General features: G+C 72.6%; 18 protein-coding genes and 1 pseudogene. 14 read left to right on the forward strand and 5 right to left on the reverse strand.

All coding sequences use genetic code 11. The features are described 5' to 3' along the window. Positions 1 to 135: 135 nt before the first annotated feature. Positions 136 to 3,597 (reverse strand): annotated as a pseudogene (locus ABD481_RS26980) (ABC transporter ATP-binding protein); the annotation flags it as partial. A gap of 308 nt (positions 3,598 to 3,905) precedes the next feature. Further along, positions 3,906 to 4,403 (reverse strand): MarR family winged helix-turn-helix transcriptional regulator, encoded by a 498-nt coding sequence (locus ABD481_RS26985; RefSeq protein ID WP_344668563.1) that lies wholly within the window; start codon positions 4,401 to 4,403, stop codon positions 3,906 to 3,908. Between the two features lie 181 nt (positions 4,404 to 4,584). On the opposite strand from ABD481_RS26985, the gene ABD481_RS26990 reads away from it, so the two are divergent. The 4 genes from ABD481_RS26990 (at position 4,585) to ABD481_RS27005 (ending at position 9,229) form a co-directional block, all read left to right on the forward strand. Next, the gene (locus tag ABD481_RS26990; RefSeq protein ID WP_344668564.1) at positions 4,585 to 4,803 is read left to right on the forward strand and encodes a hypothetical protein; all 219 of its coding nucleotides are present in this window, start codon (positions 4,585 to 4,587) and stop codon (positions 4,801 to 4,803) included. A gap of 299 nt (positions 4,804 to 5,102) precedes the next feature. Next, complete coding sequence (locus ABD481_RS26995) at positions 5,103 to 6,386, forward strand: hypothetical protein (RefSeq protein WP_344668565.1); 1,284 nt, start codon at positions 5,103 to 5,105, stop codon at positions 6,384 to 6,386. 3 nt (positions 6,387 to 6,389) lie between these two features. Next, positions 6,390 to 7,856 carry an SNIPE associated domain-containing protein gene (locus ABD481_RS27000; protein WP_344668566.1) on the forward strand — a complete coding sequence of 489 codons (1,467 nt, stop codon included), beginning with the start codon at positions 6,390 to 6,392 and terminating at the stop codon, positions 7,854 to 7,856. A 320-nt stretch (positions 7,857 to 8,176) separates the two neighbouring features. Beyond that, positions 8,177 to 9,229: a ParB/RepB/Spo0J family partition protein gene (locus tag ABD481_RS27005; RefSeq protein ID WP_344668567.1), complete on the forward strand. Its 1,053-nt coding sequence runs from the start codon at positions 8,177 to 8,179 to the stop codon at positions 9,227 to 9,229. A gap of 118 nt (positions 9,230 to 9,347) precedes the next feature. Here ABD481_RS27005 and ABD481_RS27010 read toward each other — a convergent pair whose 3' ends face one another. Next, on the reverse strand, positions 9,348 to 9,770 hold the full coding sequence (locus ABD481_RS27010) for a cold shock domain-containing protein (protein ID WP_344668568.1): 423 nt from the start codon (positions 9,768 to 9,770) through the stop codon (positions 9,348 to 9,350). 144 nt (positions 9,771 to 9,914) lie between these two features. Between ABD481_RS27010 and ABD481_RS27015 the strand changes: the two genes are divergently transcribed. The 5 genes from ABD481_RS27015 (at position 9,915) to ABD481_RS27035 (ending at position 16,634) form a co-directional block, all read left to right on the forward strand. Next, the gene (locus tag ABD481_RS27015) at positions 9,915 to 10,586 is read left to right on the forward strand and encodes a TetR/AcrR family transcriptional regulator (protein ID WP_344668569.1); all 672 of its coding nucleotides are present in this window, start codon (positions 9,915 to 9,917) and stop codon (positions 10,584 to 10,586) included. Then, complete coding sequence (locus tag ABD481_RS27020) at positions 10,583 to 11,968, forward strand: MFS transporter (RefSeq protein WP_344668570.1); 1,386 nt, start codon at positions 10,583 to 10,585, stop codon at positions 11,966 to 11,968. Before ABD481_RS27015 ends, ABD481_RS27020 begins: the two co-directional genes overlap by 4 nt. Beyond that, entirely contained in the window at positions 11,965 to 13,584 is a 1,620-nt protein-coding gene (locus ABD481_RS27025) for a pyridoxal phosphate-dependent decarboxylase family protein (RefSeq protein ID WP_344668571.1), read from the forward strand. Before ABD481_RS27020 ends, ABD481_RS27025 begins: the two co-directional genes overlap by 4 nt. A gap of 98 nt (positions 13,585 to 13,682) precedes the next feature. Next, positions 13,683 to 15,761: a hypothetical protein gene (locus ABD481_RS27030; RefSeq protein ID WP_344668572.1), complete on the forward strand. Its 2,079-nt coding sequence runs from the start codon at positions 13,683 to 13,685 to the stop codon at positions 15,759 to 15,761. 165 nt (positions 15,762 to 15,926) lie between these two features. Beyond that, positions 15,927 to 16,634, forward strand: coding sequence for an HU family DNA-binding protein (locus ABD481_RS27035; RefSeq protein WP_344668573.1), 708 nt, complete (start codon positions 15,927 to 15,929; stop codon positions 16,632 to 16,634). 85 nt (positions 16,635 to 16,719) lie between these two features. Here ABD481_RS27035 and ABD481_RS27040 read toward each other — a convergent pair whose 3' ends face one another. Further along, positions 16,720 to 17,466 (reverse strand): hypothetical protein, encoded by a 747-nt coding sequence (locus tag ABD481_RS27040; RefSeq protein ID WP_344668574.1) that lies wholly within the window; start codon positions 17,464 to 17,466, stop codon positions 16,720 to 16,722. A 198-nt stretch (positions 17,467 to 17,664) separates the two neighbouring features. On the opposite strand from ABD481_RS27040, the gene lanKC reads away from it, so the two are divergent. From lanKC to ABD481_RS27065, 5 genes are all read left to right on the forward strand, one after another. Beyond that, positions 17,665 to 20,295, forward strand: coding sequence for a class III lanthionine synthetase LanKC (gene lanKC, locus ABD481_RS27045; protein ID WP_344668575.1), 2,631 nt, complete (start codon positions 17,665 to 17,667; stop codon positions 20,293 to 20,295). After that, positions 20,292 to 20,447, forward strand: a complete 156-nt coding sequence (locus ABD481_RS27050; RefSeq protein ID WP_344668576.1) for a SapB/AmfS family lanthipeptide — start codon at positions 20,292 to 20,294, stop codon at positions 20,445 to 20,447. The genes lanKC and ABD481_RS27050 overlap by 4 nt, the downstream gene beginning before the upstream one ends. Positions 20,448 to 20,594: 147 nt before the next feature. After that, the gene (locus ABD481_RS27055; protein WP_344668577.1) at positions 20,595 to 20,810 is read left to right on the forward strand and encodes a hypothetical protein; all 216 of its coding nucleotides are present in this window, start codon (positions 20,595 to 20,597) and stop codon (positions 20,808 to 20,810) included. Next, positions 20,807 to 22,444 (forward strand): ATP-binding cassette domain-containing protein, encoded by a 1,638-nt coding sequence (locus tag ABD481_RS27060; RefSeq protein ID WP_344668578.1) that lies wholly within the window; start codon positions 20,807 to 20,809, stop codon positions 22,442 to 22,444. Before ABD481_RS27055 ends, ABD481_RS27060 begins: the two co-directional genes overlap by 4 nt. Beyond that, positions 22,441 to 24,534: an ATP-binding cassette domain-containing protein gene (locus ABD481_RS27065; RefSeq protein WP_344668579.1), complete on the forward strand. Its 2,094-nt coding sequence runs from the start codon at positions 22,441 to 22,443 to the stop codon at positions 24,532 to 24,534. Before ABD481_RS27060 ends, ABD481_RS27065 begins: the two co-directional genes overlap by 4 nt. Here the strand turns inward: ABD481_RS27065 and ABD481_RS27070 are convergent. Next, on the reverse strand, positions 24,427 to 25,035 hold the full coding sequence (locus ABD481_RS27070) for a response regulator transcription factor (protein WP_344668580.1): 609 nt from the start codon (positions 25,033 to 25,035) through the stop codon (positions 24,427 to 24,429). The two genes, ABD481_RS27065 and ABD481_RS27070, sit on opposite strands and share 108 nt — an antisense overlap. Between the last annotated feature and the right edge of the window lie 246 nt (positions 25,036 to 25,281).

Raw genomic sequence — 25,281 nt, forward strand, 5'->3', positions numbered from 1 at the left:
TCCAAGCCCGTCCCGGCCCGCCGTCCGGGCCCGCTCGGCCCGGGTCACCGCGGACTCGGTGGCCAGGTCCAGCGCCGAGGTGGCCTCGTCCAGGATCAGCACGTCCGGGTCGGCCAGTTCGGCGCGGGCCAGCGCCAACAGCTGCCGCTGCCCGGCCGACAGGTTCCGGCCGCGCTCGGACACCCGGTAGCGGAAGCCGCCGGGCAGCCCGGCGATCATCTGCTCGGCGCCGACCGCCCGCGCCGCCGCCTCGACCTCGCGCGGCGCCGCGTCCGGCCGGGCGTAGGCGATGGCCTCGGCCACGGTGCCGTCGAACAGGTACGCCTCCTGCGGCACCACGCCGAGCCGGTGCCGCCAGTCGGCGAGCCGGTAGGCGCGCAGGTCGCGGCCGCCGGCGCTGACCGCGCCCTCGGTCGGGTCGTAGAACCGGGCGACCAGCTTCACGAACGTCGACTTGCCGGCGCCGGTCTGCCCGACCAGCGCCACCGTCTGCCCGGCCGGGATCCGGACGCTGACCGCGTCCAGCGCCGGCCGCGAGTCCGGGCCGTAGGCGAAGCTGACGTCGTCGAACACGATGTCGCCCAGCCGCGCCGGCACCGGCTCGGGCCGCTCCGGCTCCGGGGTCGACGGCGCGGTGCGCAGCAGGTCCCCGATCCGGCGCAGGCCCACCGCGGCCTGCTGGTAGCCGTCGAACACCTGCGAGAGCTGCTGCACCGGCGAGAACACCATGTCGATGTACAGCAGGTAGGCGATCAGCGCGCCCGCGGTCAGCTCCCCGGAGTGCACCCGGGCCGCGCCGCCGGCCAGCACCAGCAGCCCGGCGACGTCGGCCAGCGCCTGCACGAACGGGAAGTACGTGGCGATGTACTTCTGCGCGCGCAGCCGCGAGACCCGGAACTCGTCGGACAGCCCGGCGAACCGCTTGGCGTTGGCACCCTCCCGGCGGAACGCCTGGGTGACGCGCATGCCCGCGACGTTCTCCTGGAGGTCCGCGTTCACCGCCGAGACCTTCTCCCGGGCCTCGGTGTAGGCCTTGCTCGACTTGGAGCGGAACACCGCCGTGGCGATCAGCAGCGGCGGCAGCACACTGAGCGCGATCAGCGCCAGCTTCCAGTCGATGACGAACAGCGCCACCACGATCCCGAAGAAGGACAGGACGCTGACGACCGCCTGTTGCAGACCCGTCTGCAGGAACGTCGACAGCGCGTCCACGTCGGTGGTCATCCGGGTCATGATGCGCCCGGACAGCTCGCGCTCGTAGTAGTCCAGACCCAGGCGTTGCAGCTGCGCGAACACCTTCACCCGCAACGAGTACAGCAGGCGCTCGCCGGTGCGGCCGGTCACGACCGACTGGAAGGCGTTGATCCCGGTGTCGGCGAGCACCACCACCAGCGCGGCGACCGACACGCCGACGATCGTCGACAGCGAGTGCGCCAGGATGCCGGAGTCGACACCGTTGCGGATCAGCGCCGGCAGCGCCAGCCCGGCCGCGGCGTCGGCGGCGACCAGCAGCAGGCCGAGCAGCAGCGCCAGCCGGAACGGCCGCAGCAGGGTCCGCAGCGAGAACCCGGGATCGGCGGCGCGCGCCCCGGCGGAGTCGACGCGCGGCGCCTCGGTGGTCGGCGGCAGCGCGGCGACCTTCGCCAGCAGCTCCGGGGTCGGCGGCATCGAGGCCAGGAAACCGCCGAAGCCGTTGCCCGGCCCTCCTCCGCCGCCGGGCCGGCCGACCCCGCCCATGCCGGGCAGCGCCTGGGCGTCGCCGCGGGCGCCGGCCAGCGGGGACGCCGTGTCCTCCGCGGGCGGCCACAGGCTCGGGGTGATGCCGTCGACCTGGGGCTCCGGCCCGGGGCGGAGGTGCGCGCCGAGCTGGTCGGCCGCGCCTTGGCTCTGGGCCGGGACGAGGGCGGCGCTCGCGGAGTCGGCGACCGCTGCGGCCCTCGCCACGTCCCCGGCGTCGATGCCCTCGGCGTCGTCCCCGGGCCCGGACAGCAGCAGCCGGTACAGCGGGCAGCGCGCGGTCAGCTCCTCGTGCGTGCCGGTGTCCACCACCCGGCCGGCGTCCAGCACCGCGATCCGGTCGGCCAGCGCCAGCGTGGAGCGGCGGTGCGCGATCAGCACCGTGGTGCGCCCGGCCATCACGCGGCGCAGGGTGTCGTGGATCTCGGCCTCGACGCGGGCGTCGACCGCGGAGGTGGCGTCGTCCAGGATCAGCACCCGCGGGTCGGTGATCAGCGCCCGGGCCAGGGCTATGCGCTGGCGCTGGCCGCCGGACAGGGTCAGGCCCTGCTCGCCGACGACGGTGTCGTAGCCCAGCGGCAGCTGCTCGACGAACTCGTCGGCCTCGGCCATCCGGGCCGCGGCGCGGACCTGCTCGTCGGTGGCGTCCGGGCGGCCGTAGGCGATGTTGGCCCGGACGGAGTCGGAGAACAGGAAGCTGTCCTCCATCACCAGGCCGATGGCCTCGCGCAGGGAGTCCATGGTGACGTCGCGGACGTCCTGCCCGCCGACCCGGACCGCGCCGCCCTGCACGTCGTAGAAGCGGGGGAGCAGCATCGAGACCGTGGACTTGCCCGAGCCGGAGGTGCCGACCAGCGCGACCGTCTCCCCGGGGCGGACCGTCAGGTCCAGGCCCCGCAGCACCGGGCGCGAGGCGACGTACCCGAACACGGCGGCTTCGAACTCCACCCCGGCGGCCTCGCGCGGCAGCACCCGGGCGTCGGCCCGCTCGGTGACCACGGGCTGGGAGTCGATGATCTCGAAGATCCGCTCCACACTGGCGCGTGCCTGCTGTCCGAGGGTCATCAGCGAGGAGAGCATCCGCACCGGGCCGAGCATCTGCGCCAGGTAGGTGGAGAACGCCAGGAACGTGCCGAGCGTGATGGTGCCGCGCAGCGCCAGCCAGCCGCCGAGCAGCAGCACCCCGACCTGGCCCATGGCCGGGATCGCCATGATCGCCGGGTTGTAGCGCGCCGTGAACCGCACCGCGCGCAGCCGTGAGGCGTACAGGCGCTCCCCGGCGGCCTCCAGCTTCGCGAGCTCCTGCTCCTCCTGCCCGAAGCCCTTGACCACCCGCACGCCGCCGACCGCGGCGTCCACCACGCCGGCCAGCCCGGCGGCCTGCTGCTGCGCCTCCCACGTCGCCGGATACAGGCGCTTGCGCGCGGCCAGCGACACGAACCACAGGCCGGGGCCGGTGGCCAGGGCCACGACCGTCAGCAGCGGGGACAGGAAGGCCATCACGGTCAGCGCCACCACGAACAGCAGCATGTTGCCGACCATCATCGGCATCATGCCGAGCAGGCCCTGCACCATGGTGACGTCGGAGGTGGCGCGCGAGATCAGCTGCCCGGTGGCGAGCTCGTCCTGCCGGGCGCCGTCGAGGCGGGCCAGGGCGCCGAAGATGCGGTTGCGCAGATCGAACTGGACGTCCAGCGACAGCTTGCCGCCGACGTAGCGCCGCATCCGCGTGCCGAAGAAGTTGGCCACGGCGATGGCCAGCGCCACCGCGATCCACGGCGCGAGCGAGGAGCGGCGGGTGATGATGACGTCGTCGATGATGTGGCGCTGGATCAGCGGCATCGCGGCGTTCGCCGCCATCGCGACGAGCGAGCCGCCGAAGGCGATGACGACGCTGCGGCGGTAGCCCCAGGTGATGGCGATGAGGCGGCGGAGCCAGGAGGGCGGGGCGGCGGCGCCGGGAGCGCTCGCCTCCGCCGAGGTCTTTTTCGGAGCGCGCCGGTTCTGGGCGCGCGAATTTTGAGCGCGCGAGTCTTGGGCGCGCGGATCCTCACCCGTCGCGCCGACGGCGGCCGTACCCGCGTCATGCCTGCTCACGGCATCGGACTTGTTCTCGGGCGCCCCGTAGCGCTCACCGTTCGTCACATCCACCCCTTGTCGTCGTACCCTTACTCGCCCCGCTGCTCCTCCGCAGCCAGATGCCGCGCCCGATGCTCGGCGAAACGCCGATTCAGCGCCCCGCCCAACGCGTCGAAGCACTCCAGCAACGCGTCCGCCCCTCCCTCCAGATGGTCCGCGGCGTCCGCCAGCAGCGGCGCCACGGCCACCGCCAACTGCTTCTCAGCGGTCCGCAGCGCGACCAGCCCCGCCTCGGTGATCCGCACCCGCACCACCCGCCGATCCCCGGGATCGGCCTCCCGCTCCAGGAACCCGGCCCCCACCAACGCATCAGCGGCCGCCGTCAACGTCGGCTTCCGCACCGCGAGCTTGTCCGCCAACCGCGCCGACCGCTCACCCCCACTGCGCACCATCGCCAGCAGCTGGTACTGCGGCAGGCTCAAGCCCGTCTCCACCCGCTCCAACGTCCGCCGCAGCCGCACCAGCACCTGCACGGCATCGACCACGCGCTCCGCGGGCATCCCGACCAGTTGGTTCGACTCACTCATGGTTAGAGTGTCGAACTAACTGGCTGCGATGTCAACTGGGTGAGGCCGACGACACGAGGCCGGCTCGGGAGCGGAGCGATTCCGGTACGTTGGGGCAGCGGCTATTACGGAGCGGAGGCGGCATGTCGGGTCCTCATGCCCCCGAGTTCATGAATTGGAGCGATCCGCCCGGCGAGTTGTGGTGGACGACCGGCTGGGCAAGTCGCCGACCTGGCAGGTTGAGGTAAGGACCGATGTCTTCTTCGCCGCCGACAAATCCAGCTTCTTGACCCCCGACTTCCTGATTCGCAGGCGTCTGCCCCGGGGTGCCGACACGACCGCGGCCGATGTGGTCCTGGTTGGCGAAGTGCTCTCCGGATCCGACACTCCCAAGCGGCGGGTGCTGCCGGGTTGGCGGTGAAGCCGTTGCGGTCCGCCGTCTACGTCGCCGTGGGTGACTGGGAGCCCGGCCGTGCCGGTATCGAGTTCCCCGAGCCGTTCGAACTGCGGATCGCTTGGGAAGATCTTGCTTTTTGATCCTTTTCTCGGTTCCGCATCATCGGTGGTTATTGATTGAGGTTTTCCTTTGTGTTCGCGGGGTGTGCGGAAATTAGTGGCATGGGGTGGGGTTTTCATGGTGTCCGTAAATGGCAACAAGGCCACGACGTGCAAGTAAGCTGACGCGGTCCCGGGATCCGGAAAGACCGTGTGGGGGTTGTGGTGGCAAAGCGCCGCGGATTCTTCGCTGAATTGCAGTATCAGTCGCAACAGGCTGAGAAGCGGCGTCGACAGCAGGAGGCCGCGGCGCAGCGGGCGCATGTGGCGGCGCAGCGGCAGTCCGAGCGGGCGTGGCGTGCTTACGAGCGGGCGCAGGCGACCGCCGCGCGGGCTTCGGCGGCCGAGCAGAAGGCTGCGGAGAAGGAGGCCGCGCGGCTGCACTCCGACGCGCGGCTTGCCGAGGTCGCGGAGCTCAACGCCGACCTCGCCGCGCAGTATGCGGACCTCGACGGTCTGCTGGTCTCGACCCTCGGGGTCGACGACCACGTCGACCTGGCCGCGTTGAAGGTCACCAAGGTCGAGCATCCCGCGTTCGAGCCCGGGGCGCTGGCGGTGGAGACGCCCGAGGTGCCGCTGCCGCAGCGGTGGGATCCGCCGGTGTGGCGGGAGCCGGTGCCGCCGGCCGGGCTGGGGGCCGCCTTCGGGGGGAAGAAGCGGCACGAGAAGGTCGTCGCCGAGGCGCGGGCGGCGTTCGACGCGGCGGACGCGCACTGGGCCCACGCCGATCGGGAAGCGCGCGAGATCTATCAGCGTGGCCTGGTCTACCGCGACGGGGCCGAGAAGAGTCGGTTGCGCAAGCTCGCCGAGGCGGAGGCGGCGTACCGGTCCGAGTGCGAGGCGCGGGAGGCGCAGGCCGCGGCGCGCAACGCCGAGCTCGACAAGCTGATCAACGGCCTGGCTTTCGACGTGGAGTCGGCCATCGACGAGTACGTCGGCATCGTGCTCGCCAACTCCGTCTATCCCGAGGCCTTCGCCGTCGAGCACGACCACACCTTCACGCTCCAGGGCCGCGAGCTGGCGCTGACCGCGACCGTGCCGGCGCCGGGCACGATGCCGACGGTCAAGGAGCACCGCTACGTCAAGGCCCGCGACGAGATCACCACCGTCGCCCTGTCCGCCCGGGAGCAGAAGGAGCGCTACGCCAACGCCGTGTGGCAGGTCGCCCTCCGGACGCTGCACGAGGTCTTCGAAGCCGACCGGGCCGGAAAGATCCACTCCATAGCCCTGACCGTCGGCGTCGACACCCTCGCCGCCGCGACCGGCCTCCCGGTCATGGTCCCCCTGGCGGTGGTCGCCGCCGACCGCGAGGCCTTCACCAAGCTGGACCTGTCCAACGTCGTCCCGAAGGCCACGCTCGAACATCTCGGCGCCACGCTGTCGAGATCCCCGGCTGACCTCACGCCCGCCGACGCCTCCCGCGACGTCCGCGCGGCCCGGAGCGTGTGACCGATGCGGTTCAACCCGCCGCCGGGATGGCCGACGCCGCCCGAGGGCTGGACCCCGCCGCCCGGCTGGGTGCCGGACCCCTCCTGGCCCACGCCGCCCCAGGGCTGGCAGCTGTTCGTGCAGGAAGCCGGCGACCCCGGGCCCGATCCGGACGCCGAGACGAAGCCAGCACCCACACCAGCACCACCACCCGCGCCCGCACCCACACCACCACCCGCGCCCGCACCCACATCGGTACCGGCACCGGCACCAGCACCAGCACCGATACTGGCGCCCACAACAGCTCCCGCACCCGCACCCGCACCGCCCACCGAAACCCTCCTCGCCCGCATCGCATCGCTCGAAGCCGCCCTCGCCACGGCCCGGAGCAGTGCCCCCGAAGCCGCCCCGGAAGAAGTCCTCGAACTCTCCGACCAGCGCGTCCTCCAGGACGTCGGCATCTACCGCTACCACCACCCCCTGGAGAACGCCGCGGCCTACAAGGACCGCCTGCGCGACCTGGAGAACCAGATCGACGCCGCGATCAAGTCCGGCAAAGCGATCCTCGCCGCCGAGCTGTTCACCTTCGGCGGATCGCTGGCCAAGGGCCGCCGGCTCGTCACCGACCTCTCCAAGCTCATGCTCCGCGCCTACAACGCCGAGGCCGACAACTGCGTCCGCTCCCTCCGCTCCGGCAACGTCCACACCGCCAAGAGGCGCCTCGAATCCGCCGTGACCGCGATCGAGAAGCTCGGCGTCATCATGGAGATGCGGATCAACCCCGACTACCACGCCCTGCGCGTCACCGAACTGGAGCTGACCGCCGACTTCCAGGTGAAGGTCCAGGAGGAGCGCGAGAAGGCGCGCGAGGAACGCGAAACGCTCCGCGAGCAGCGCCGCGCCGAGGCCGAACTCGCGGCGGAGCGGGAGCGTCTGGAGAAGGAACGCGGCCACTACACGACGGTCCTGGAGTCGTTGCGGGCCAAGGGCGACGAGCACGCGGCCGCCGAACTGGCCGGCCGCCTCGCGGACATCGAGCGGGCGATCGCGACCAACGACTACCGCATCGCGAACATCCGCGCCGGCTACGTCTACGTCATCTCCAACATCGGCGCCTTCGGTCCGCACGTCGTGAAGATCGGCATGACCAGGCGCCTGGAGCCGATGGAGCGGGTCCGCGAGCTCGGCGACGCCTCGGTCCCGTTCCGCTACGACGTCCACGCCCTGTTCTTCTCCGAGGACGCGATCGCGCTGGAGAACGAGCTCCACAAAGCCTTCGCACACCGCCGCGTGAACTGCGTCAACGAGCGCCGCGAGTTCTTCTTCGCCACTCCCGGCGAGGTGCGCGCGATCCTGGAGCGGAAAGTCGGCGGACTTCTGGAGTTCAGCGAGTCCCCGATCGCGGAGGAGTATTTCCAGTCGAAGGGCCGTTGGCCTGGCGCTGCGGCCCCGGCTCCCGACGGCCGCCACCGCGGTCCGCACCGGGTCTGACCGGTCGGCCCGCGGCGCCCGTTCGGTATCGATTGGGCGACGAATATAAGATGTCTGATATCTAACTTGACGGCGATTCGCCGACCCGGTGATATTGGGTTCGTTGCTCGAGTATTACTCGTCGACGGCTGTATTCACGGCGGCCGCCGACGTGCGCCTGTTGGTGCGCCGACGGACTGCGCGGGGCGTAAGGGGGGATGCTCGACCGCTCGCGGAGTCGCTGGCCGGACTCAGTGAGGAACCATCGCATGGGGGTGCTCGTGTTGGGCCAACACATGGGAGCCGCGCAAGTGGCGGCCCCGGAAACCGCGCTCGTACGAATGCCGAAGACCGAACCGACCGTCGCCCGATCCACCCGGATGCCCTTGCCCGCCGCCGCCCTCGGCGGGCGACGCTCCGTGGAGATCGCCATCGCGGCGCTCGGACAATGCGTCGACATCCGCTCCGACGGCCCGGACCAGGAGCATGTGGCCCGGCTCGCCGAGACGGCCGAGCCGCTGCCGCCGATCCTGGTCCGCCGCTCGGACATGCGGGTGATCGACGGGATGCACCGCGTCCTGGCCGCGATCCTCAGCGGCCGCTCGACCATCCAGGCCGAGTTCTTCGACGGCGACCAGGACGAGGCCTTCCTGCGGGCGGTGCAGGCCAACACCGCCCACGGCCTGCCGCTGTCCCGGCAGGACCGGCAGGCCGCCGCCGGCCGCATCATCACCATGTTCCCGCAGATGTCGGACCGGGCCATCGCCCGGGCCTCGGGCCTGGGCGCCAAGGCCGTGGCCGGCATCCGGCGGGACCTGGTCGGCCCGGTGGCCCAGCCCGCCGCCCGGGTCGGCGCCGACGGTAGGGTCCGCCCGCTCAGCAGCGTCGAGAGCCGCTGGCGCGCGGCGGAGCTGATCGCCCAGATGCCCGAGGCGTCGTTGCGCGACGTCGCCAGGCTGACCGGCCTGTCGCCGACGACCGTCAGCGACGTGCGCAAGCGCGTCCTGGCCGGCCGCCCGCCGGCTTCGACGGCTCCGCGGCAGAAGGCGTCGGTGCCGGCGGTCCGCCTCGCGACGGCTTCCGTGCCGCCCGCGCGGACGCCGGCCCCGGCCGAGACCCTGCGCCGGGACGGCGACCCGGTCCGCGGCCGCCCCGGCGTCGGCCCGGCCGTGAAGCCCGATCCGGTGACCGTCCTCGAACGGCTGCTGCGGGATCCCTCGCTGCGCCTGAAGGAGGAGGGCCGGCTGCTGTTGCGGCTGCTGCAACAGAACGCGACGGTCGAGTGGGAGCAGCTGACCGCTGTCGTGCCCTCCCACGCCCGGAACATCGTGGGAAGCCTGGCCCGCCAGTACGCGGAGAGCTGGCTGGAGTTCGCCGAGGTCCTCGGGACCTGATCCCAGCGGGTGATCCCGGCGGGTGATCCGGCCGGACAAAGCACATCGCGCCACGCCCCAGCACTACTGCTGGGGCGTGGCGCGATGAACCGCCGATCCGCGGACCGGGCGACCGGAGCTACCGGTCGACCCAGCCGTGGTTCTGCGCGGCCTGCTTCACCCGATTGCGCACGGCGAGGATCTGCGCCGCGTTCAGCGTCGGGTCCGCGTGCAGAAGGATCTCGGTGATCTCCTTCTCGAACTCGGCGACCGAGAGCACGTCGCACATGTCGTCGTTGTCGGCGTCCACCGTCCGCTGACGGCTCGAACCGAGGTCCGAGCGCTGCGACGACTTCACCACCGAGACCTGCGACGCCTTCGGGCCGCGATCGCCGTCTTCGATCTCGAAGTCGACGATGCTGCCCGGACCGAGCAGGTTTTTATCATCCAGAAGGTCGTTGACATGAAGGAACACGTCCTCGCCACCGGTCTCTGCCGCGACGAAGCCATATCCCTTGATGCGGTCAAAAGAGACCACGGTACCCCGGACAGCCACAGCCACCACCCCACCACGAAAGCCAGCAAATTTCAGACAGTAAGGGTAGCGAGCCGGAGGGCGATACGACAAACCGGAGGCCGGAGTCCGCCCGAGAACGTCTCCTTCAATCGCTTGATGGAGAGCCGGTCCCGCGCGTACTCTCCGTCCATGCCCGCACCTCAGCCCCCTATCGAGAGCCGGGACCGCATCCTCGCGGCCGCGACCGCGCTCTTTGCCGAACACGGCTACGACGGGACCACGACGCGGCAGATCGCCGCCGCCTCCGGCCTCAACATGGCCACGGTCAACTACCACGTCGGCGGCAAGGCCGACCTCTACCGCGAGGTGATGCGGCTCGCGCACGAGGCCGAGCGCGCGGTCGTGGAGGGCGCCCTCGCCGCCTTCCTGCGCGACGCCGGAGCGGACCCGGCCGGGGCCGTCGCCGCCTTCACCGACCGCTACCTCGACTTCTGCCTGGAGCAGCCGCACGTCCCGGCGCTGTGGATGCGGCGCTGGCTGGCCGACGCCGCCGAGTTCGCCGACCTGGAGGACCGGTACGCCCGGCCGCTGATCGAGAGCGTCCGGGACACGATCGTCGAGATCCTGCCGGGGAACTCGGCCGACGAGGCGGAACTCGCCGTCTACACGGTTCTGTGGACCACCCACGGCTTCTGCCGCTCGGCGATCCGCGACCAGGTGCCGAGGTTCCGCGCGCATCTGCGGCGGCTGGTGCTCAAGCAGCTCGGGCTGCCTGAGCCGTCCGGACAACCCGGGCAAACCGAGCCGTCCGAGCAGCGCGCCCAGCCTCAGCAGCCCGACGTCCCGGCGGGCATAGCGTGACCGCCGCCGCCCCGCTCACTCGCCGCGACCTGGTCACCTACGCCGTCGGCTCCATAGGCACCGGCATCTACTCGACCGTCCCCGGTCTTCTCCTTCTCTACTTCATGACCGACACCCTGGGCGTGGCGGCAGGCGTCGCCGGCCTGGTGGTCACGCTGCCCAAGGCCTGGGACGTCTTCTTCAACCCGCTCGTCGGCGCGGCCAGCGACCGTGACGCGGTGCGCACCGGCCGCCGGACCCGCCTGCTGATCGCCGGGACGGTCGCGCTGCCGCCCGCGTTCGCCCTCATGTTCCTCGCGCCGGCCACCGGTGGCGGCGCCGTGCTGTGGGTCGTCCTCACCTTCGTGCTGGCCACCAGCGCGTTCGCGCTGTTCCAGGTCCCCTACGTCGCCCTGCCCGCCGAGATGTCCGACCGGCCGGAGGTCCGCACGCGGATCATGGTCTGGCGCATCGTCTGCCTGACGCTGGGGATCCTCGTGGCCGGCGGCCTGGCCCCGGCGGTGGTGTCGCTCGGCGGCGACGGCCGGGCCGGCTACGGGATCATGGGCGTCACGGTCGGCGCGGTCCTGGCCGTCGCCCTGCTGGTGCCGGCGCTCGGCAGCCGCCGCGTCCCGGCCCGGCCCGGCTCGGAACCGCTGGGGCTGGCCGCGGCGTTCCGGACGGCGCGCGGCAACCGCGCCTTCTTCGCGCTGCTCGCCGCCTTCGTCCTCCAGGCCGCCGCGGTGGCGATCATGCTGGCCGCCGCGCCCTACGTGGCCACCTACCGCCTCGGCAGCCGCGGTCTGACCTCCGTCCTGTTCGTCTGCCTGGTCGCGCCCAGCGCGTTCGCGGTCCCGGTGTGGGGCCGCGCGGCCGCTCGCTGGGGCCGCCTGCGCTGCCTGGGCGTGGCGACCGGCGTGTTCGCCCTCGCCGCCGCGGCGCTGTGGCCCGCCGCCGGCACCGGGGCGGCGCACGTGGCGGTGACGCTGGCGCTGTGCGGCGTCCTCGGCATCTGCTACGCCGCGCTGCAAGTCCTGCCGCTGTCGCTGCTGCCCGACACGGTCCACGCCGACGCCGAAAGAACCGGGCGGCTCCAGTCCGGCGCGTTCACCGGGCTGTGGACCGCCGGGGAGACCGCCGGTCTGGCCGCCGGGCCGGGACTGTTCTCGATCGCGCTCGCGCTGGCCGGCTTCGTCTCCTCGACCCACGACCACCCGGTGGCGCAGACCGCGGGCGCGCGGGCCGGGGTGCTGATCGGGTTCAGCGTCGTTCCCGCGGTGCTGATGCTCGCCTCCCTGCCCGCGCTGCGCGCCTACGGCCGCCGCCGAGTGCCGCTGCCGATCTCCCCGCCGCCCGCCGACCCGGACCAAGAACCAGAGCCAGAAACGGAGCACGCCCGATGAGCGCGACGCACCCCGGTCCGCCCGCCGCCGCCGACACCACCACTCCCGACACCACCACTCCCGACACCACCACCGCCGACACCACAACTCCCGACACCGCGCCCATCGACGCAAGCCCCACCTCCGCGCCGGCCGCCGCCGCTCCCACCACCACCACCGCCCTGCCGCACCCCGGCCTGCCCGCCGTCGGCCGCCCGGCCGCCGACCTGCTGGCCGAACTCACCGTCCTGACCTCGGCCGACCTGCCGACCCGCGGCGAGCGCGTCTCGGCCTACGTGTACGACAGCGGCCGTCCCGGCGTCCGCGAGGCCGGCCACGCCGCCTACCTGGCGATGCTCGAGGTCAACGGCCTGGACCCGACCGCCTTCCCCAGCGTCGTCGCCCTGGAGCGGCAGGTCGTCGGCGGCATGGCCGCCCGGCTCGGCGGCTCCGACGCCACCCCCGGCATCTTCACCAGCGGCGGCACCGAGTCGATCATCCTGGCGGTGAAGGCGGCGCGCGACGCCCGGCCGGAGGTGCGCGACCCGCAGATCGTCGTCCCGATCACCGCGCACGCCGCGTTCCACAAGGCCGGCGCCTACCTGCGGGTGCGGGTCGTGACCGTGCCGGTGGACCCGGCCACGTTCAAGGCCGACCCGGTGGCGATGGCGGCCGCGTGCACCGATGACACGGTCCTGGTCGTCGCCTCCGCGCCGTCCTACGCGCACGGCGTCGTCGACCCGGTCGAGCGCATCGCCGCCGACGCGGCCGCGCGCGGCATCCCGTGCCACGTCGACGCCTGCGTCGGCGGCTGCCTGCTGCCGTGGCTGGCCGAGGCCGGCGCCGCCGTTCCGCCGTTCGACCTGTCGGTGCCCGGCGTCACGTCGCTGTCCGCCGACCTGCACAAGTACGGCTACGCCCCCAAGGGCGCCTCGGTATTGCTGTTCCGCGACGAGGACATGCGCCGCCACGCCTACTACGTGTGCGCGTCCTGGCCCGGCTACCCGGTCGTCAACACCACGGTGCAGAGCAGCAAGGGCGCCGGTCCGCTGGCCGGGGCATGGGCGACGATGCAGGCCCTCGGCGCCGAGGGCTACCGCGCCCTCGGTCGCTCGGTGCTGGCCGCGACCCGGCGCCTGGTCGAGGGGATCGCGGACATCGAAGGGCTCAGGGTCCTGGGCACGCCCGAGGCCGCCCTGGTGGCGATCGGCGCCGATCCGGCCGCCCCGCTGGACCTGTGGGCCCTGGCCGACGAGTCGCGCGCCCGCGGCTTCTTCCTCCAGCCCCAGCTCAGCGTCCTCGGCCTGCCGGCCAGCCTGCACATCACCCTCACCGGCGTCAGCGAGGCCGGGATCGAGGAGCTGCTCGCGATCCTGCGGGCCGCCGCCGACGCGGTCCGCCCCCTGGGCCCGGGCACCCCTCCGGCGGACCTGGTGGCCCTGGTCGCCGAGCTCGACTTCGACACCCTGGACGACGCCGGGTTCGCCGCGCTGCTGCCGCTGGCCGGCATCGAGCTCGGCGGGGAGTCGGCGGGACGGATGGCCGGCGTCAACCGGCTGCTCGACGCCCTTCCGGTGGCGGGCCGCGAACTGATGGCCAACCGTTTCCTGTCCGCCCTCTACAGTCCGTATTTGTAGTGCCTTTTACCTATTGCGCCCCGTGAGTCCTCTTACTAGCTTCAGCTCCGCGTCGACGTATTCGAACCCTGATTCAAGGAATACGCAGAGGAGCTCGCGTGGGAACGACGAACAGCCGCACGCCGCGTCGCCGATGGAGAACCCTGACAGCGCTCGCGGCGGCGGCGCTCATCGGCACCGCCTTCGGCGGCCTCACCGCTCAGAGCGCGTCGGCGCGGAGCGCGGCCACCGGCTCGTACCAGGCCGGCTCGCACCAGACCGGCGCCGACTCGCACCAGGCCGCGACCAAACGCCTGTGCTCGACCCCGGCCGCCGCGGGCCAGATGGCCTGCCTGGCGCTGGTGCGCACCGACGTGGCCGGCGTCCGCGCCGACGCGCTCGGCCCCGCCGCCACCCCCGCCGGCTACGGCCCCGGCGACCTGCGCTCCGCCTACAAGCTGACCGCCAACGGCGCCGCGACCGAGACGATCGCCATCGTCGACGCCTACGACGACCCGAACGCCGAGAGCGACCTGGCCGCCTACCGTACTCAGTACGGCCTGCCCGCCTGCACCACCGCCAACGGCTGCTTCCGCAAGGTCAACCAGAGCGGCGGCACCAGCTATCCGCCGGGCAACTCCGGCTGGGCCGGGGAGATCTCGCTGGACCTGGACATGGTCTCGGCCATCGCGCCCGGCGCCCACATCCTGCTGGTGGAGGCCAACTCCGCCAGCATGGGCGACCTCGGGGCGGCCGAGAACGAGGCGGTGGCGCTCGGGGCGAAGTTCGTCTCGAACAGCTGGGGCGGCGGCGAGTCCGGCAGCGATCTGAGCTACGACAAGGCCTACTTCAACCATCCCGGCGTCGCCATCACCGTCTCCTCGGGGGACAGCAGCTACGGCGTGGAGTATCCGGCCGCCTCCCAGTACGTCACCGCGGTCGGTGGCACCTCGCTGCGGACGGCCACCAACGCCCGCGGCTGGTCGGAGACGGTGTGGTCGGGCAGCGGCTCGGGCTGCTCGGCGTACGACCCGAAGCCGTCCTGGCAGACCGACACCGGCTGCGCGCGCCGCACGGTCGCCGACGTCGCCGCGGTCGCGGACCCGGCCACCGGCGTCGCCGTCTACGACACCTACGGCGCCTCGGGCTGGCAGGTCTATGGCGGCACCTCGGCTGCCGCGCCGATCATCGCCTCCGTCTACGCCCTGGCCGGCGTCCCGGCCGGCGGCGACCGCCCCGCGAAGTACCCGTATCAGCACAGCTATTCGCTGTTCGACGTGACCAGCGGCTCCAACGGCAGCTGTTCCCCGGCGTACCTGTGCACCGGCGTGGTCGGCTACGACGGCCCCACCGGACTGGGCACCCCTAACGGCGTGTGGGGCTTCGCGCCGACGTCGACGGTGTCGGTGGTCAGCCTGAAGGCGCACGCCAACGGCGACTACGTGACGTCGGACAGCGGCGGAGCCTCGCCGCTGATCGCCAACCGGACCACGATCGGGCCGTCGGAGCAGTTCGACCTGGTCGCCAACCCGGACGGCAGTGTGAGCCTGCGGGCCCACGCCAATGCGAAGGTGGTCACCGCCGACAACGCCGGTGCTTCGCCGCTGATCGCGAACCGTACAGCGATCGGGCCGTGGGAGGAGTTCGACCTCGTCCACAACGCCGACGGCAGCGTCAGCCTCCGCGCACATGCCAACGGCGACATCGTCACCGCTGACAACGCCGGCGCCTCGCCGCTGATCGCCAACCGCACGGCGATCGGCCCGTGGGAGGAGTTCGATCTGATCACCGCGAGCGGTCCTTCGCCGGTCAGCCTGCGGGCCCACGCCAACTCCGACTACGTGACCGCCGACAACGCGGGCGCTTCGCCCCTGATCGCGAACCGCACGGCGATCGGGCCGTGGGAGCAGTTCGACCTGATCAATAACGCCGACGGCAGCGTGAGCCTGCGCGCGCACGCCAACAACGACATCGTCTCCGCCGACAACACCGGGGCTTCGCCGCTGATCGCGAACCGCACGGCCATCGGCCAGTGGGAGGAGTTCGACGTCGTCTACAACGCCGACGGCAGCACGAGCCTGCACGCCCACGCCAACGGTGACATCGTCAGCGCCGACAACGCCGGGGCCTCGCCGCTCATCGCCAACCGCCTCTCGATCGGCCAGTGGGAGGAATTCGACCTGCTCTACGACAGCTGACATCCCCGAAACCGGCGGACCGCGGGGCCTTAGGCCCCGCGGCTCGCTCGTCCGGCAGCCGGGTCCACAGCGCTTTTCCCGCCGCGCTCAACGGGTTTGGACACTTTGGGGTGCTACGGTGCCGCATCACAGGTGGAATTCCAAACAACCGGAGGGGAACGCTCAATGAACAAAGCCGAACTGGCTGCCGAGGTGGCCGCGCACCTGCAAGGCACCGAGTCCGACGCCCGCGCCCATGTCGACGCGGTCTTCGACGTGATCATGCGGCGCGTGGCCGCCGGCGACCGCGTCCAGGTCGTCGGGTTCGGCACCTTCGACGGCGTCCACCGCGCCGCGCGCGTCGGCCGCAACCCGCGCACCGGCGCGGCGATCCAGATCCAGGCCGGGGTCTCCCCGCGCTTCCAGCCCGGCCAGACGTTCCGGACGCAGGTCGCCGAGAGCCTCGATGGCGCTGGGAGCGCCGCGAGTGTCGAGAGCGCCGAGAGTGCCGAGGCCCCGGCTGCGGCTGCGGCTGCGGCTGCGGCTGCGACTCCGGCTCCGGCTCCGGCTCCGGCAAAGAAGAACACTGTGAAGAAGAACGCCAAGCCGAAGAAGACCGAGGCCGCCGCGGAGAAGACCGAGGCTCCGGCGAGCAAGGCCGAGGCCCCTGCTGACAAGGCCGAGGCGACCGACAAGAAGGCGCCCGAGAAGAAGACACCGGAGAAGAAGGCGGCCAAGGCGACGAAGCCCGCCGCCAAGACCGGCCCGGCGAAGTCCTCGGCGCAGAAGTCGGCGAAGGACGCGAAGCCCGGCAAGGCGGCCAAGAATGCCAAGCCCGCCAAGACCGCCAAGGCCGCCAAGCCCGTGAAAAGCGGCAAGACCGGCAAGAAGTAGCGATCAGCCGCCGCGACGCCTGATCAGCCGCCGCGACACTTGAGGACCGGCCCGCCGCTCACCGCCGAGCGACCCAGCGGGCCGTTCACTCTTTAGCCCCTACAGAGATGACAGGAACCGCCCGCAGATCCGCGTCCAGGTGTCCCTGCATCAGCACATCCCTTGCCGGGGGCAGCTTGATCTCGGGGTCCACGGCGAAGTCGTAGTACTCGCGGGCCATGGTCATCCGGTAGTCACCGACGTCCGGATCGGAGAGCTTGGCCTCCTGCCAGCAGATGCGATAGCGGCGTAGCCGCGCCGCGTCGTCGAAGAACAGGTCGAGCGTCACGGCGTCGGCCTGGAACACCTTGACCAGTTGGGCCAGCCGCTTGATCTGCGGCTCACGGCCGGACCGGTCCGGCAGGAATGCCGTCCGGAGCCGGGTCAGCGTCCCCTCGTCCGTGGGCGTCGGGCCCAGGTCGGTGGCGCTGTCGGCGGTCGCCGCCACCGCGCAGACGGTCTCCAGCCCCACCAGCAGCTCCCACTGCGCCGCCGCCGCCTTCCGGGCCACCCACGCCTTGCCCACCGCGGCTGCTGTCGGCTCGTCGAGCCGCAGGTACACGATGCGGTCCAGGTGGATCGCCTCGGTCGTGCGGCCGTCCACGGTCAGGAACTGGTGCGCCGTGTCCGTCAGGAAGCTCCTGACGCCGTGGTTGGTTCCGGGGCCGCGGTCGGAGTACTCCGTCGTGCCGGCGAACCGCGCCGCCCGCAGCGTCGATATCTCCTCCGCTGTGGCGCGGACCTGCGCGACTGCGGAATCCTGCGCGTCCGAACCGCGCTTCCAGAAAGCCATCGCGCCACAGTACCGGAGTGAAACCGCCACACATACCCGGCATCCCACAGGAGAAACGGTGGCGGAGGTCATCGAAAACGTCATGTCGTCCCGGTGCGATCCGCATAGCAGAGTCATGACTCGCCACACTTCCGGTCGATCTGTCCGGTGGCCACAGTGGTCTACGTCCCCCCGACGTTCGGAAAGGAACCGCCCAGAATGGACGACCGCTACGAGGCGTACACGCAACTGGACCGGCATTTTTACGATGCCGTCCGGGGCGTCGGTCCCGCGGCGCCCGGATTCGCGGCGGGAGAGCGGGCGCTGCCCGACGGCTGGCGGCGGTACGGCCAGGACGACTGGACGGTCGTGGAGCCGGTCCCCAACGGGATGCCGGCGCAGGGCTGGAAGATCCACGCCTCGGCCGCCCTGGAGAGCGCCGTCGAGATCCTGGACATCGTCTTCGAGTACTGCGTCCCGCGCGGCATACCGTTCAAGTTCCTGCGCTCGTCGGCCGCGCTGCTGGCCCGGGTGTCGAAGTACGCGCCCCGCGGCTACTCGGGCAAGTTCGTCACCATCTACCCGGCCGACGACGCGGCCTGCGAGCGCGTCCTCACCGAACTCGGCGAGCTGCTCGACGGCCGGCCGAACCCCTACATCCTCAGCGATCTGCGCTGGAACGCCGGTCCGTTGCATGTGCGCTACGGCGCCTTCGCCGGCCGGTACACCGTCGCCGAGGACGGCGCGGTGGTGCCGGCGCTCGCCAAGCCCGACGGTACGCTGGTGCCGGACCGCCGCGAACCGGTGTTCCGGGTCCCGCCGTGGGTGGAGCTGCCGGCCTTCCTGGCCCCGCAGCTGGCCGCCCGCAACGCGGTGAAGCTCACCGACATGCCCTACAAGGTCGAGCGGGTCCTGCACTTCTCCAACGGCGGCGGCATCTATGTGGGCCGCGACACCCGGACCGGGGAGGAGGTGGTGCTGAAGGAGGGCCGGCCGCATGCCGGGATCGACGCCCGCGGCAACGACGCCGTGCGCCGCGTCGAGCACGAACACGCGATGCTGTGCCGCCTGGAAGGCATACCCGGCATCCCCCGGCCCCGAGACCTGATCTGGGTGGGGGAGCACCGGTTCCTCGTCATGGACTTCATCGCCGACGGCGTCCCGCTCAGCAAGGCGATGGCGGGCCGGCACCCGCTGACCGACCACGCCGCCACACCCGAGGACTACCAGCGCTACGCCGATTGGGCGTTGAGCATCCACCGTCAGGCGAAGCAGACTGTCGACGCGATCCACGAGCGCGGCATCGTCTACGGCGACCTGCACATGTCGAATCTGCTCGTGCGCGCCGACGACACCATCGCCGTCCTGGACTTCGAAGTGTCCTGCGACATCGGCGAGCAGGTCCGTCCCGGTCTGGGCAACCCCGGCTTCACTCCGCCGCGCACCGTGACCGGCGCCGACCGCGACCACTACGCCCTGGCCTGTCTGCGCCTGGCCGTGTTCCTGCCGCTGGCGAACCTGCTGTGGCTGCACCGGCCCAAGGCCCGCGACTTCGCCGAGGTCATCGGCGAGCACTTCCCGGTGCCGCCGGAGTACCTGGCCGAGGCGGTCGCCGTCATCACCGGCGCCGAGGCGGACCCCTCCCGGCCGATCGCGGCCAACGCGCCGGCCAGGATCGAGCCGGAGCCCCGGATCTGGCCGGATCTGCGCGCCGATCTGGTGCGCGCGATCGAGGCCAGTGCGACGCCGGACCGCGACGACCGGCTGTTCCCCGGCGACATCCGCCAGTTCGCCGTCGGCGGCCTCGGCCTGGCCTACGGCGCTGCCGGAGTGCTCTACGCGCTGGACGTCACCGGCGCCGGACGCTTCCCGCAGTACGAGGAATGGCTGCTGCGGCACGCCAAGGACCCCGGCGCGGGCGCCCGGCCCGGCCTGTGGGAGGGCCTGCATGGTGCCGCCTTCGCCCTGGAACACCTCGGACATCGCGCCGAAGCCTTGGACGTCGTCGAAGCCTGTCTCCAGGACCGGTGGCAGGAGTATCCGTCCGATCTGTCCGGCGGCCTGTCCGGTATCGGCCTGAACCTGCTGCACTTCGCGGAGCGGACCGGCGACACCGGACTGCGCACCTGCGGGCTCCAGGCCGCCGAGATCGTGGCCGAGCGGCTGGCCGCCCCGGACACCGCTCCGGCCGTGTCCGGACGCGACGGCTTCCATGCCGGCCTGCTGCGCGGCCACTCCGGCCAGGCGCTGCTGCTCCTGCGCGCCTTCGACGACACCGGCGACACCCGGTTCCTGGACTCCGCAGCCGAGGCGCTGCGCCGGGACCTGCGGCGGTGCGTGGTGCGCGACAAGGGCGCGATGCACGTCGACGAAGGCTGGCGCACGCTGCCGTACCTGGACGTCGGCAGCCTCGGGATCGGCGTGGCCCTGGACGCCTACCTGGCGGCCCGGTCCGGTCCGGAGGCCGACTCGGACCTCCTGTTCCGCGAGGCCGCCGACGCCATCGCCGTGGCCGCCCGCTCGCCCCTGTACGCCCTGCCGGGGTTGTTCTCCGGCCGCGCCGGGATCGTGCTCTACCTGGCCGGCCGCACCCCCGAACGGCACCGCGACCCGCTGGTGGCGGCGCAGGTGCGGAGGCTGACCTGGCACACGCTGCCCTACGGCAGCGGGACGGCCTTCCCCGGCGGCGGCCTGATGCGGCTGTCGATGGACCTGGCCACCGGGACCGCCGGGGTCCTGCTCGCGCTCGGCGCGGCACTGCACGACGAGCCGGTGCACGCACCGCTGCTCGTCCCCAAGACTCCCGCGCCGTCCGGCGCGGGTACCGGAAAGAGGAAGGCACGAGAATGACTGAGATCACTGAGATGACTCTGCTCGATCTGCAGGGCCTCGAGCGCCCCGACTGCGAGGGTGGCGGCGGCCACGGCGGCGACGGCTCCGAGCTGAGCGTCACCGGCTGCAACGGCCACAGCGGCATCAGCCTGCTCTGCGACCTGCTGTAATCCCGAGCCCGCAAGGGCTGTAGGGCCGGTGTGATCCGCCGGACCCCAAACATCGCGGCGGGCCCGGACGACTGACATTCGCCCGGGGCCGCCGCCATGAACGAACTTTCTACTCCTATGAGACTCTCCGACGGAGGCCGCGTCCAGATGAGCGCGCACACGAGCGCCGTCCAGAATGGCGGCCATCCGCTTCACCTGCTCGGATGGTCCGCGATTCGCGCGGCTGTGCTCAAACCGGCTGTGCTCGAAGCGGTGCTCAAACCGGCTGTGTACGAACCGGCTGTGCTCGAACCGGCTGTGTACGAACCGGCCGAGCTCGGACTGCCCGCACTTCGCCCGGCCGCGCCCGGCCTTTCCGCATGAGCGCCTACACCAGCGCTGTCCGCCACGGCGGCCACCGGCTGCCGCTGCTGGGACTGGCCGCGCTCGGCTCGTCCGCGATCGCCCTGTCCGTGCCGGACGTCCTCGGCGCCGCCATCGACGCGGCGGCCGGCGGCCGAGCCGTCGCGCCCCGATTGCTGGCCGCCGCCGCCCTGATGGGCATCGGCGTGCTCTGCGACATGACCGCCGCCTACATCACCGCCGCGACCACCGCCCGCACCACCGCCTGGCTGCGGCTGCGGATGACCCGCCGGGTCCTGGACGCCGGCCCCTCGGCGGCGGGCGCGTTCACTCCCGGCGACCTGCTCGGCCGCGTCTGCGCCAACTCCGCCGACGCCAGCCGCGCCGGCCCGGGCCTGGTCACCGCGCTGGCCGCGGTCGTCCCCCCGGTCGGCAGCCTGGTGCTGTTGGCGGTCATCGACCCCTGGCTCGCCGTGGCCTTCCTGGCCGGGACCGCCGGCGTGGCCTTCGTCCTGCGCACCTTCACCCGCGACACCTCCCGCGTGCTGCGCTCCTACCTGGCCGCGCAGGGCCGCATCGTCGGACGGCTGATCGAGTCCCTCGGCGGCATCCGGACCATCGCCGCCGCCGGCACCGCCGCCGCCGAACGCGAACGGGTCCTGGCCGACCTGCCCGAGCTGGCCGCCGCCGGCCGCGCCACCTGGCGGGTCCTGGCCCGCTCGACCTTCCTCGGCGCCGTGCTCGGACCGGCGACCCTGGCCGCGGTCCTGGCCGTCGGCGGCCTGGAACTGGCCCGGGGCCGCCTGACCCCGGGCGAGCTGTTCGCCGCCGGCCGCTACGCCTCCATCGGCACCGGCCTGGGCGGCCTCACCTCGGTGTTCGCGGCCGTCGCCCGCTCCCGCGCCGGAGCGGCGCGTGCCGGCGAGCTGCTCGACTTCGCGGCGGCCGACTACGGCCATCGGGTGCTGCCGCCGGGCGAGGGCCGCCTGGAGCTGCGAGCGGTGTCCAGCGGCGTGCTGCGCGACGTGAACCTGACGCTCCCCGGCGGCGGCGTGGTCGCCGTGGTCGGGCCGTCGGGCGCGGGCAAGTCGGCGCTCGCGGCGCTGGCCGCCCGGCTGCGCGACCCCGAGCAGGGAGAGGTGCGCCTGGACGGCGTGCCGCTGCCCGAGCTCGGCCACGACGACCTGCGCGCCGCCGTGGGCTGCGCCTTCGAGCGCCCGGACCTGGTCGGCACCACGGTCGGCGACGCCGTCGGCCTGGGCCGGCCCCGCGAGCGGATCGAGGCCTCGGCCCGCGCCGCCCGCGCCGACGACTTCGTCCGCCGACTGCCTCAGGGCTATGACACACCGCTCGCCGACGCCCCGATGTCCGGGGGAGAGGCCCAGCGGCTCGGCCTGGCCCGCGCCTGGCCCGCGCACCGCCTCCTGGTGCTGGACGACGCGACCTCCAGCCTGGACACCGCCACGGAGGCGCTGATCAGCGAGGCGCTGCTCGGCAGCGACGCGGGCCGGACCCGCCTGATCGTGACGCATCGGGCCGCGACCGCGGCGCGCGCCGACGCGGTGGTGTGGCTCGACGCGGGACGGGTGCGGGGTGTGGGAGAGCACGAGCTCTTGTGGGAGGACGCCGAGTACCGGGAGGTGTTCGCGGCATGAGCCGGGGAGCTTGGCCGCGGTCGCGAGCCGGGGGTGCGGAGGGCCCGAAGGGCTCGAAGGGCTCGAACGGTCCGAAGGGCTCGAACGGTCCGAGGGGTTCGAAGGGCTCGGAGGGCGCCGAGGGTGCGGAGGGTCCGAAGCGCGCGAACGGTCCGAAGGGGAGTCTTCGAGATCCCCGCCGCGAGCTCCGGTTCGCGTTCGGCACGGTGCGCCGTCGCTCGGTGGTGGCGATGGTCTTGTGGTCCTTGCTGGAGGTGCCCTCCTCGGCGCTGTCCGGCGTCGCGGTGGCGCGAGCCCTGGACGACGGCTTCCTGCGCCACCGCACCGGCGTCGGCCTGGCTTGGATCGGCGCGCTCCTGGTCGCGGCCACCGTCGCGGCGTTCGGATCCCGCCGGGTGTTCGCGCTGCTCGGCGACTTCGTCGAGCCGCTGCGCGACGTGCTGGTCCGGCGGGTCGTGGGCTCGGCCCTGGACCGCGGCGTGCTCGGCGAGCGCGACGGCGGCACGGCGGTCCGGCTGACCCGGCAGGTGGAGACGGTCCGCGATTCGTTCGCGGGCATCATCGTCGCGATCCGCGGCTTCGGCGTCGCGGCGATCGGCACCGCCGTCGGCGCGCTCGCGCTCGATCCGCTGATCGCGGTCGTCGTGCTGCCGCCGTTCCTGCTCGGGTTCGCGGTCTTCCTCGCGGTACTGCGCGTCGCGGCCGGGCGTCAGCGAGCTTGCGTCGTCGGCGAGGAGCGGGTGTCCGCGACGGTCGGCCCGGTGCTGGCCGCCGTGCGCGACATCACCGCCTCCGGCGCCGAGCAGTTCGCCGCCGATTTGGTCGCCGAGCCGGTCGACGCCCAGGCCCGGGCCGAACGCTCGCTCGCCCGCGCCGCCGCGCTCCGGCCGCTCTGCTTCGCTGTCGGCGGCTGGCTTCCCGCCCTGCTGCTGCTCGCGGTCGGCCCGACCCTGTTCCGCCACGGCCTCACCGCCGGAGCTCTGGTCGGCGGCCTGACGTTCGTCGTGTCCGGGCTTCAGCCCGCGCTGCGCGGTGTGATGTCGGGCCTCGGTGACAGCGGCCTGCGGTTCTCGATCACCCTGGCCCGGCTGCTGGATGCCAGTGCGCCGATTCGATCCGAGGCGGCTGCGACCGCCGACACCGACACCGACACCGAGGCCGACACCGCGGCCCAGGCCGACCGCCCCGAGCCCGGTCCCGTGGTCCCGGACTTCGCCCGCGCCGGCCTCACCCTCGACGCCGTCACCTTCGCCTACGGCCCGGCCTCCGAACCGGTCCTGAGCGACCTCAGCCTCACCGTCGCGTTCGGCGACCACCTCGCGGTCGTCGGCCCCAGCGGCATCGGCAAGTCGACGCTCGCGGCCCTGATCTGCGGCCTGCGACGCCCCGACGCCGGTGTCGTCCGCCTCGGCGGTGCCGACGCCGCCGACATCGACGCCGACCGGCTCGCCGAGCTCCGGGTCCTGATTCCGCAGGAGGCGTACGTCTTCGCCGCGACGGTCCGCGACAACCTGTCCTACCTCCGGCCCGGCGCCCCCGACGCGGACATCACCGCCTCGGCCGCCGCCGTCGGCGCCGCCGGCCTCGTCGCGCGGCTCGGGGGCCTGGACGCGTCCGTCGTCCCGAGCGAACTCTCCGCCGGGGAGCGCCAACTCCTCGCCCTGGCCCGCGCGCACCTGTCCCCGGCGCCGCTCGCCGTCCTGGACGAGGCCACCTGCCACCTCGATCCGGCCGCCGAGCGCCGCGCCGAGCGGGCCTTCGCCGAGCGCGACGGCGCGCTGATCGTCATCGCGCACCGCCTCAGCTCCGCGCTTCGCGCCGACCGCGTCTTGGTCCTGGACGGGGTGCGGGCCGACACCGGCCGGCCCGACGAACTGGCCGAGCGCTCCGTGCTCTACCGCGAGCTGCTGGCCCACTGGTCGGGCAGCGCCGGCGCGCCGAGCCCCGATCCCGGTTCTGGCTCCGACATCCCAGCCCACCCCTCAGATCCAGCCCTCGTCCCGGGCGATCCGCACCGCCTCGATCCGGCTGCGGGCGCCGGTCTTGGCCATGGCGCGCGACAGGTAGTTGCGGACCGTTCCGGTACTTAGGAACAGTTCGGCGGCGATGGCCTTGGTCGGGGCGCCGTCCACCGACTTCAGCAGCACCTCGCGCTCCCGGTCGGTCAGCGGGTTGTCGCCGGCCGAGAGCGCGGCGACCGCCAGCTCCAGGTCCAGCACCGGCTTGCCGTCGACGATCCGGCGCAGGCCGTCCACCAGCTGGGCCGGCGAGGCGTCGACGGTGAGGAAGCCGGTCTGCGGCGCCAGCCGGGTCAGCGTCGCCAGGGTGGCGGCCCAGCGCTCCACCAGTATGAGTACTTTGACATCGGGGCGCCGCTGGCACAGCTGGGAGCAGACCGCGTCCACCGCCGGCACCCCGGGCAGTTCGGCGTCCAGCAGGATCACGTCCGGCCGCCGTCGCCGCACCGCGGGCCACACGTCCTCCAGCCTCGTCGGCCGCACCACCACCTTGAAGTCGGCCTCCCGGGCCAGCAAGGCAGCCAGCCCTTCGCGCCACAGCACAGCTCGTTGTGCGAGCACGATGTCGATCAAGTTCGCCCCCAGCTCGCGGCCTCGGCGGGACGCACCCCCCGATGCGCCGGACCGCCTGGCCGGTCCCATTCCCGCCCCCGCTCAGCGTCGTTCAGCCTAGCCCGCCGGAACCGGCCGGAAAACGTCGGGCAACGAAATACTTCTACGAATTCACCCTTGTTCTCCACTTGTCCGACCACCCCATCCGACGAAATGCCGACCCTGCGCCCGACCTGCCCCGGTGGCCAAAGTCGGATTTCGACGGAT

The sequence above is a fragment of the Catenulispora yoronensis genome, from assembly GCF_039531695.1.
GTDB classification, from domain to species: Bacteria; Actinomycetota; Actinomycetes; order Streptomycetales; family Catenulisporaceae; genus Catenulispora; species Catenulispora yoronensis.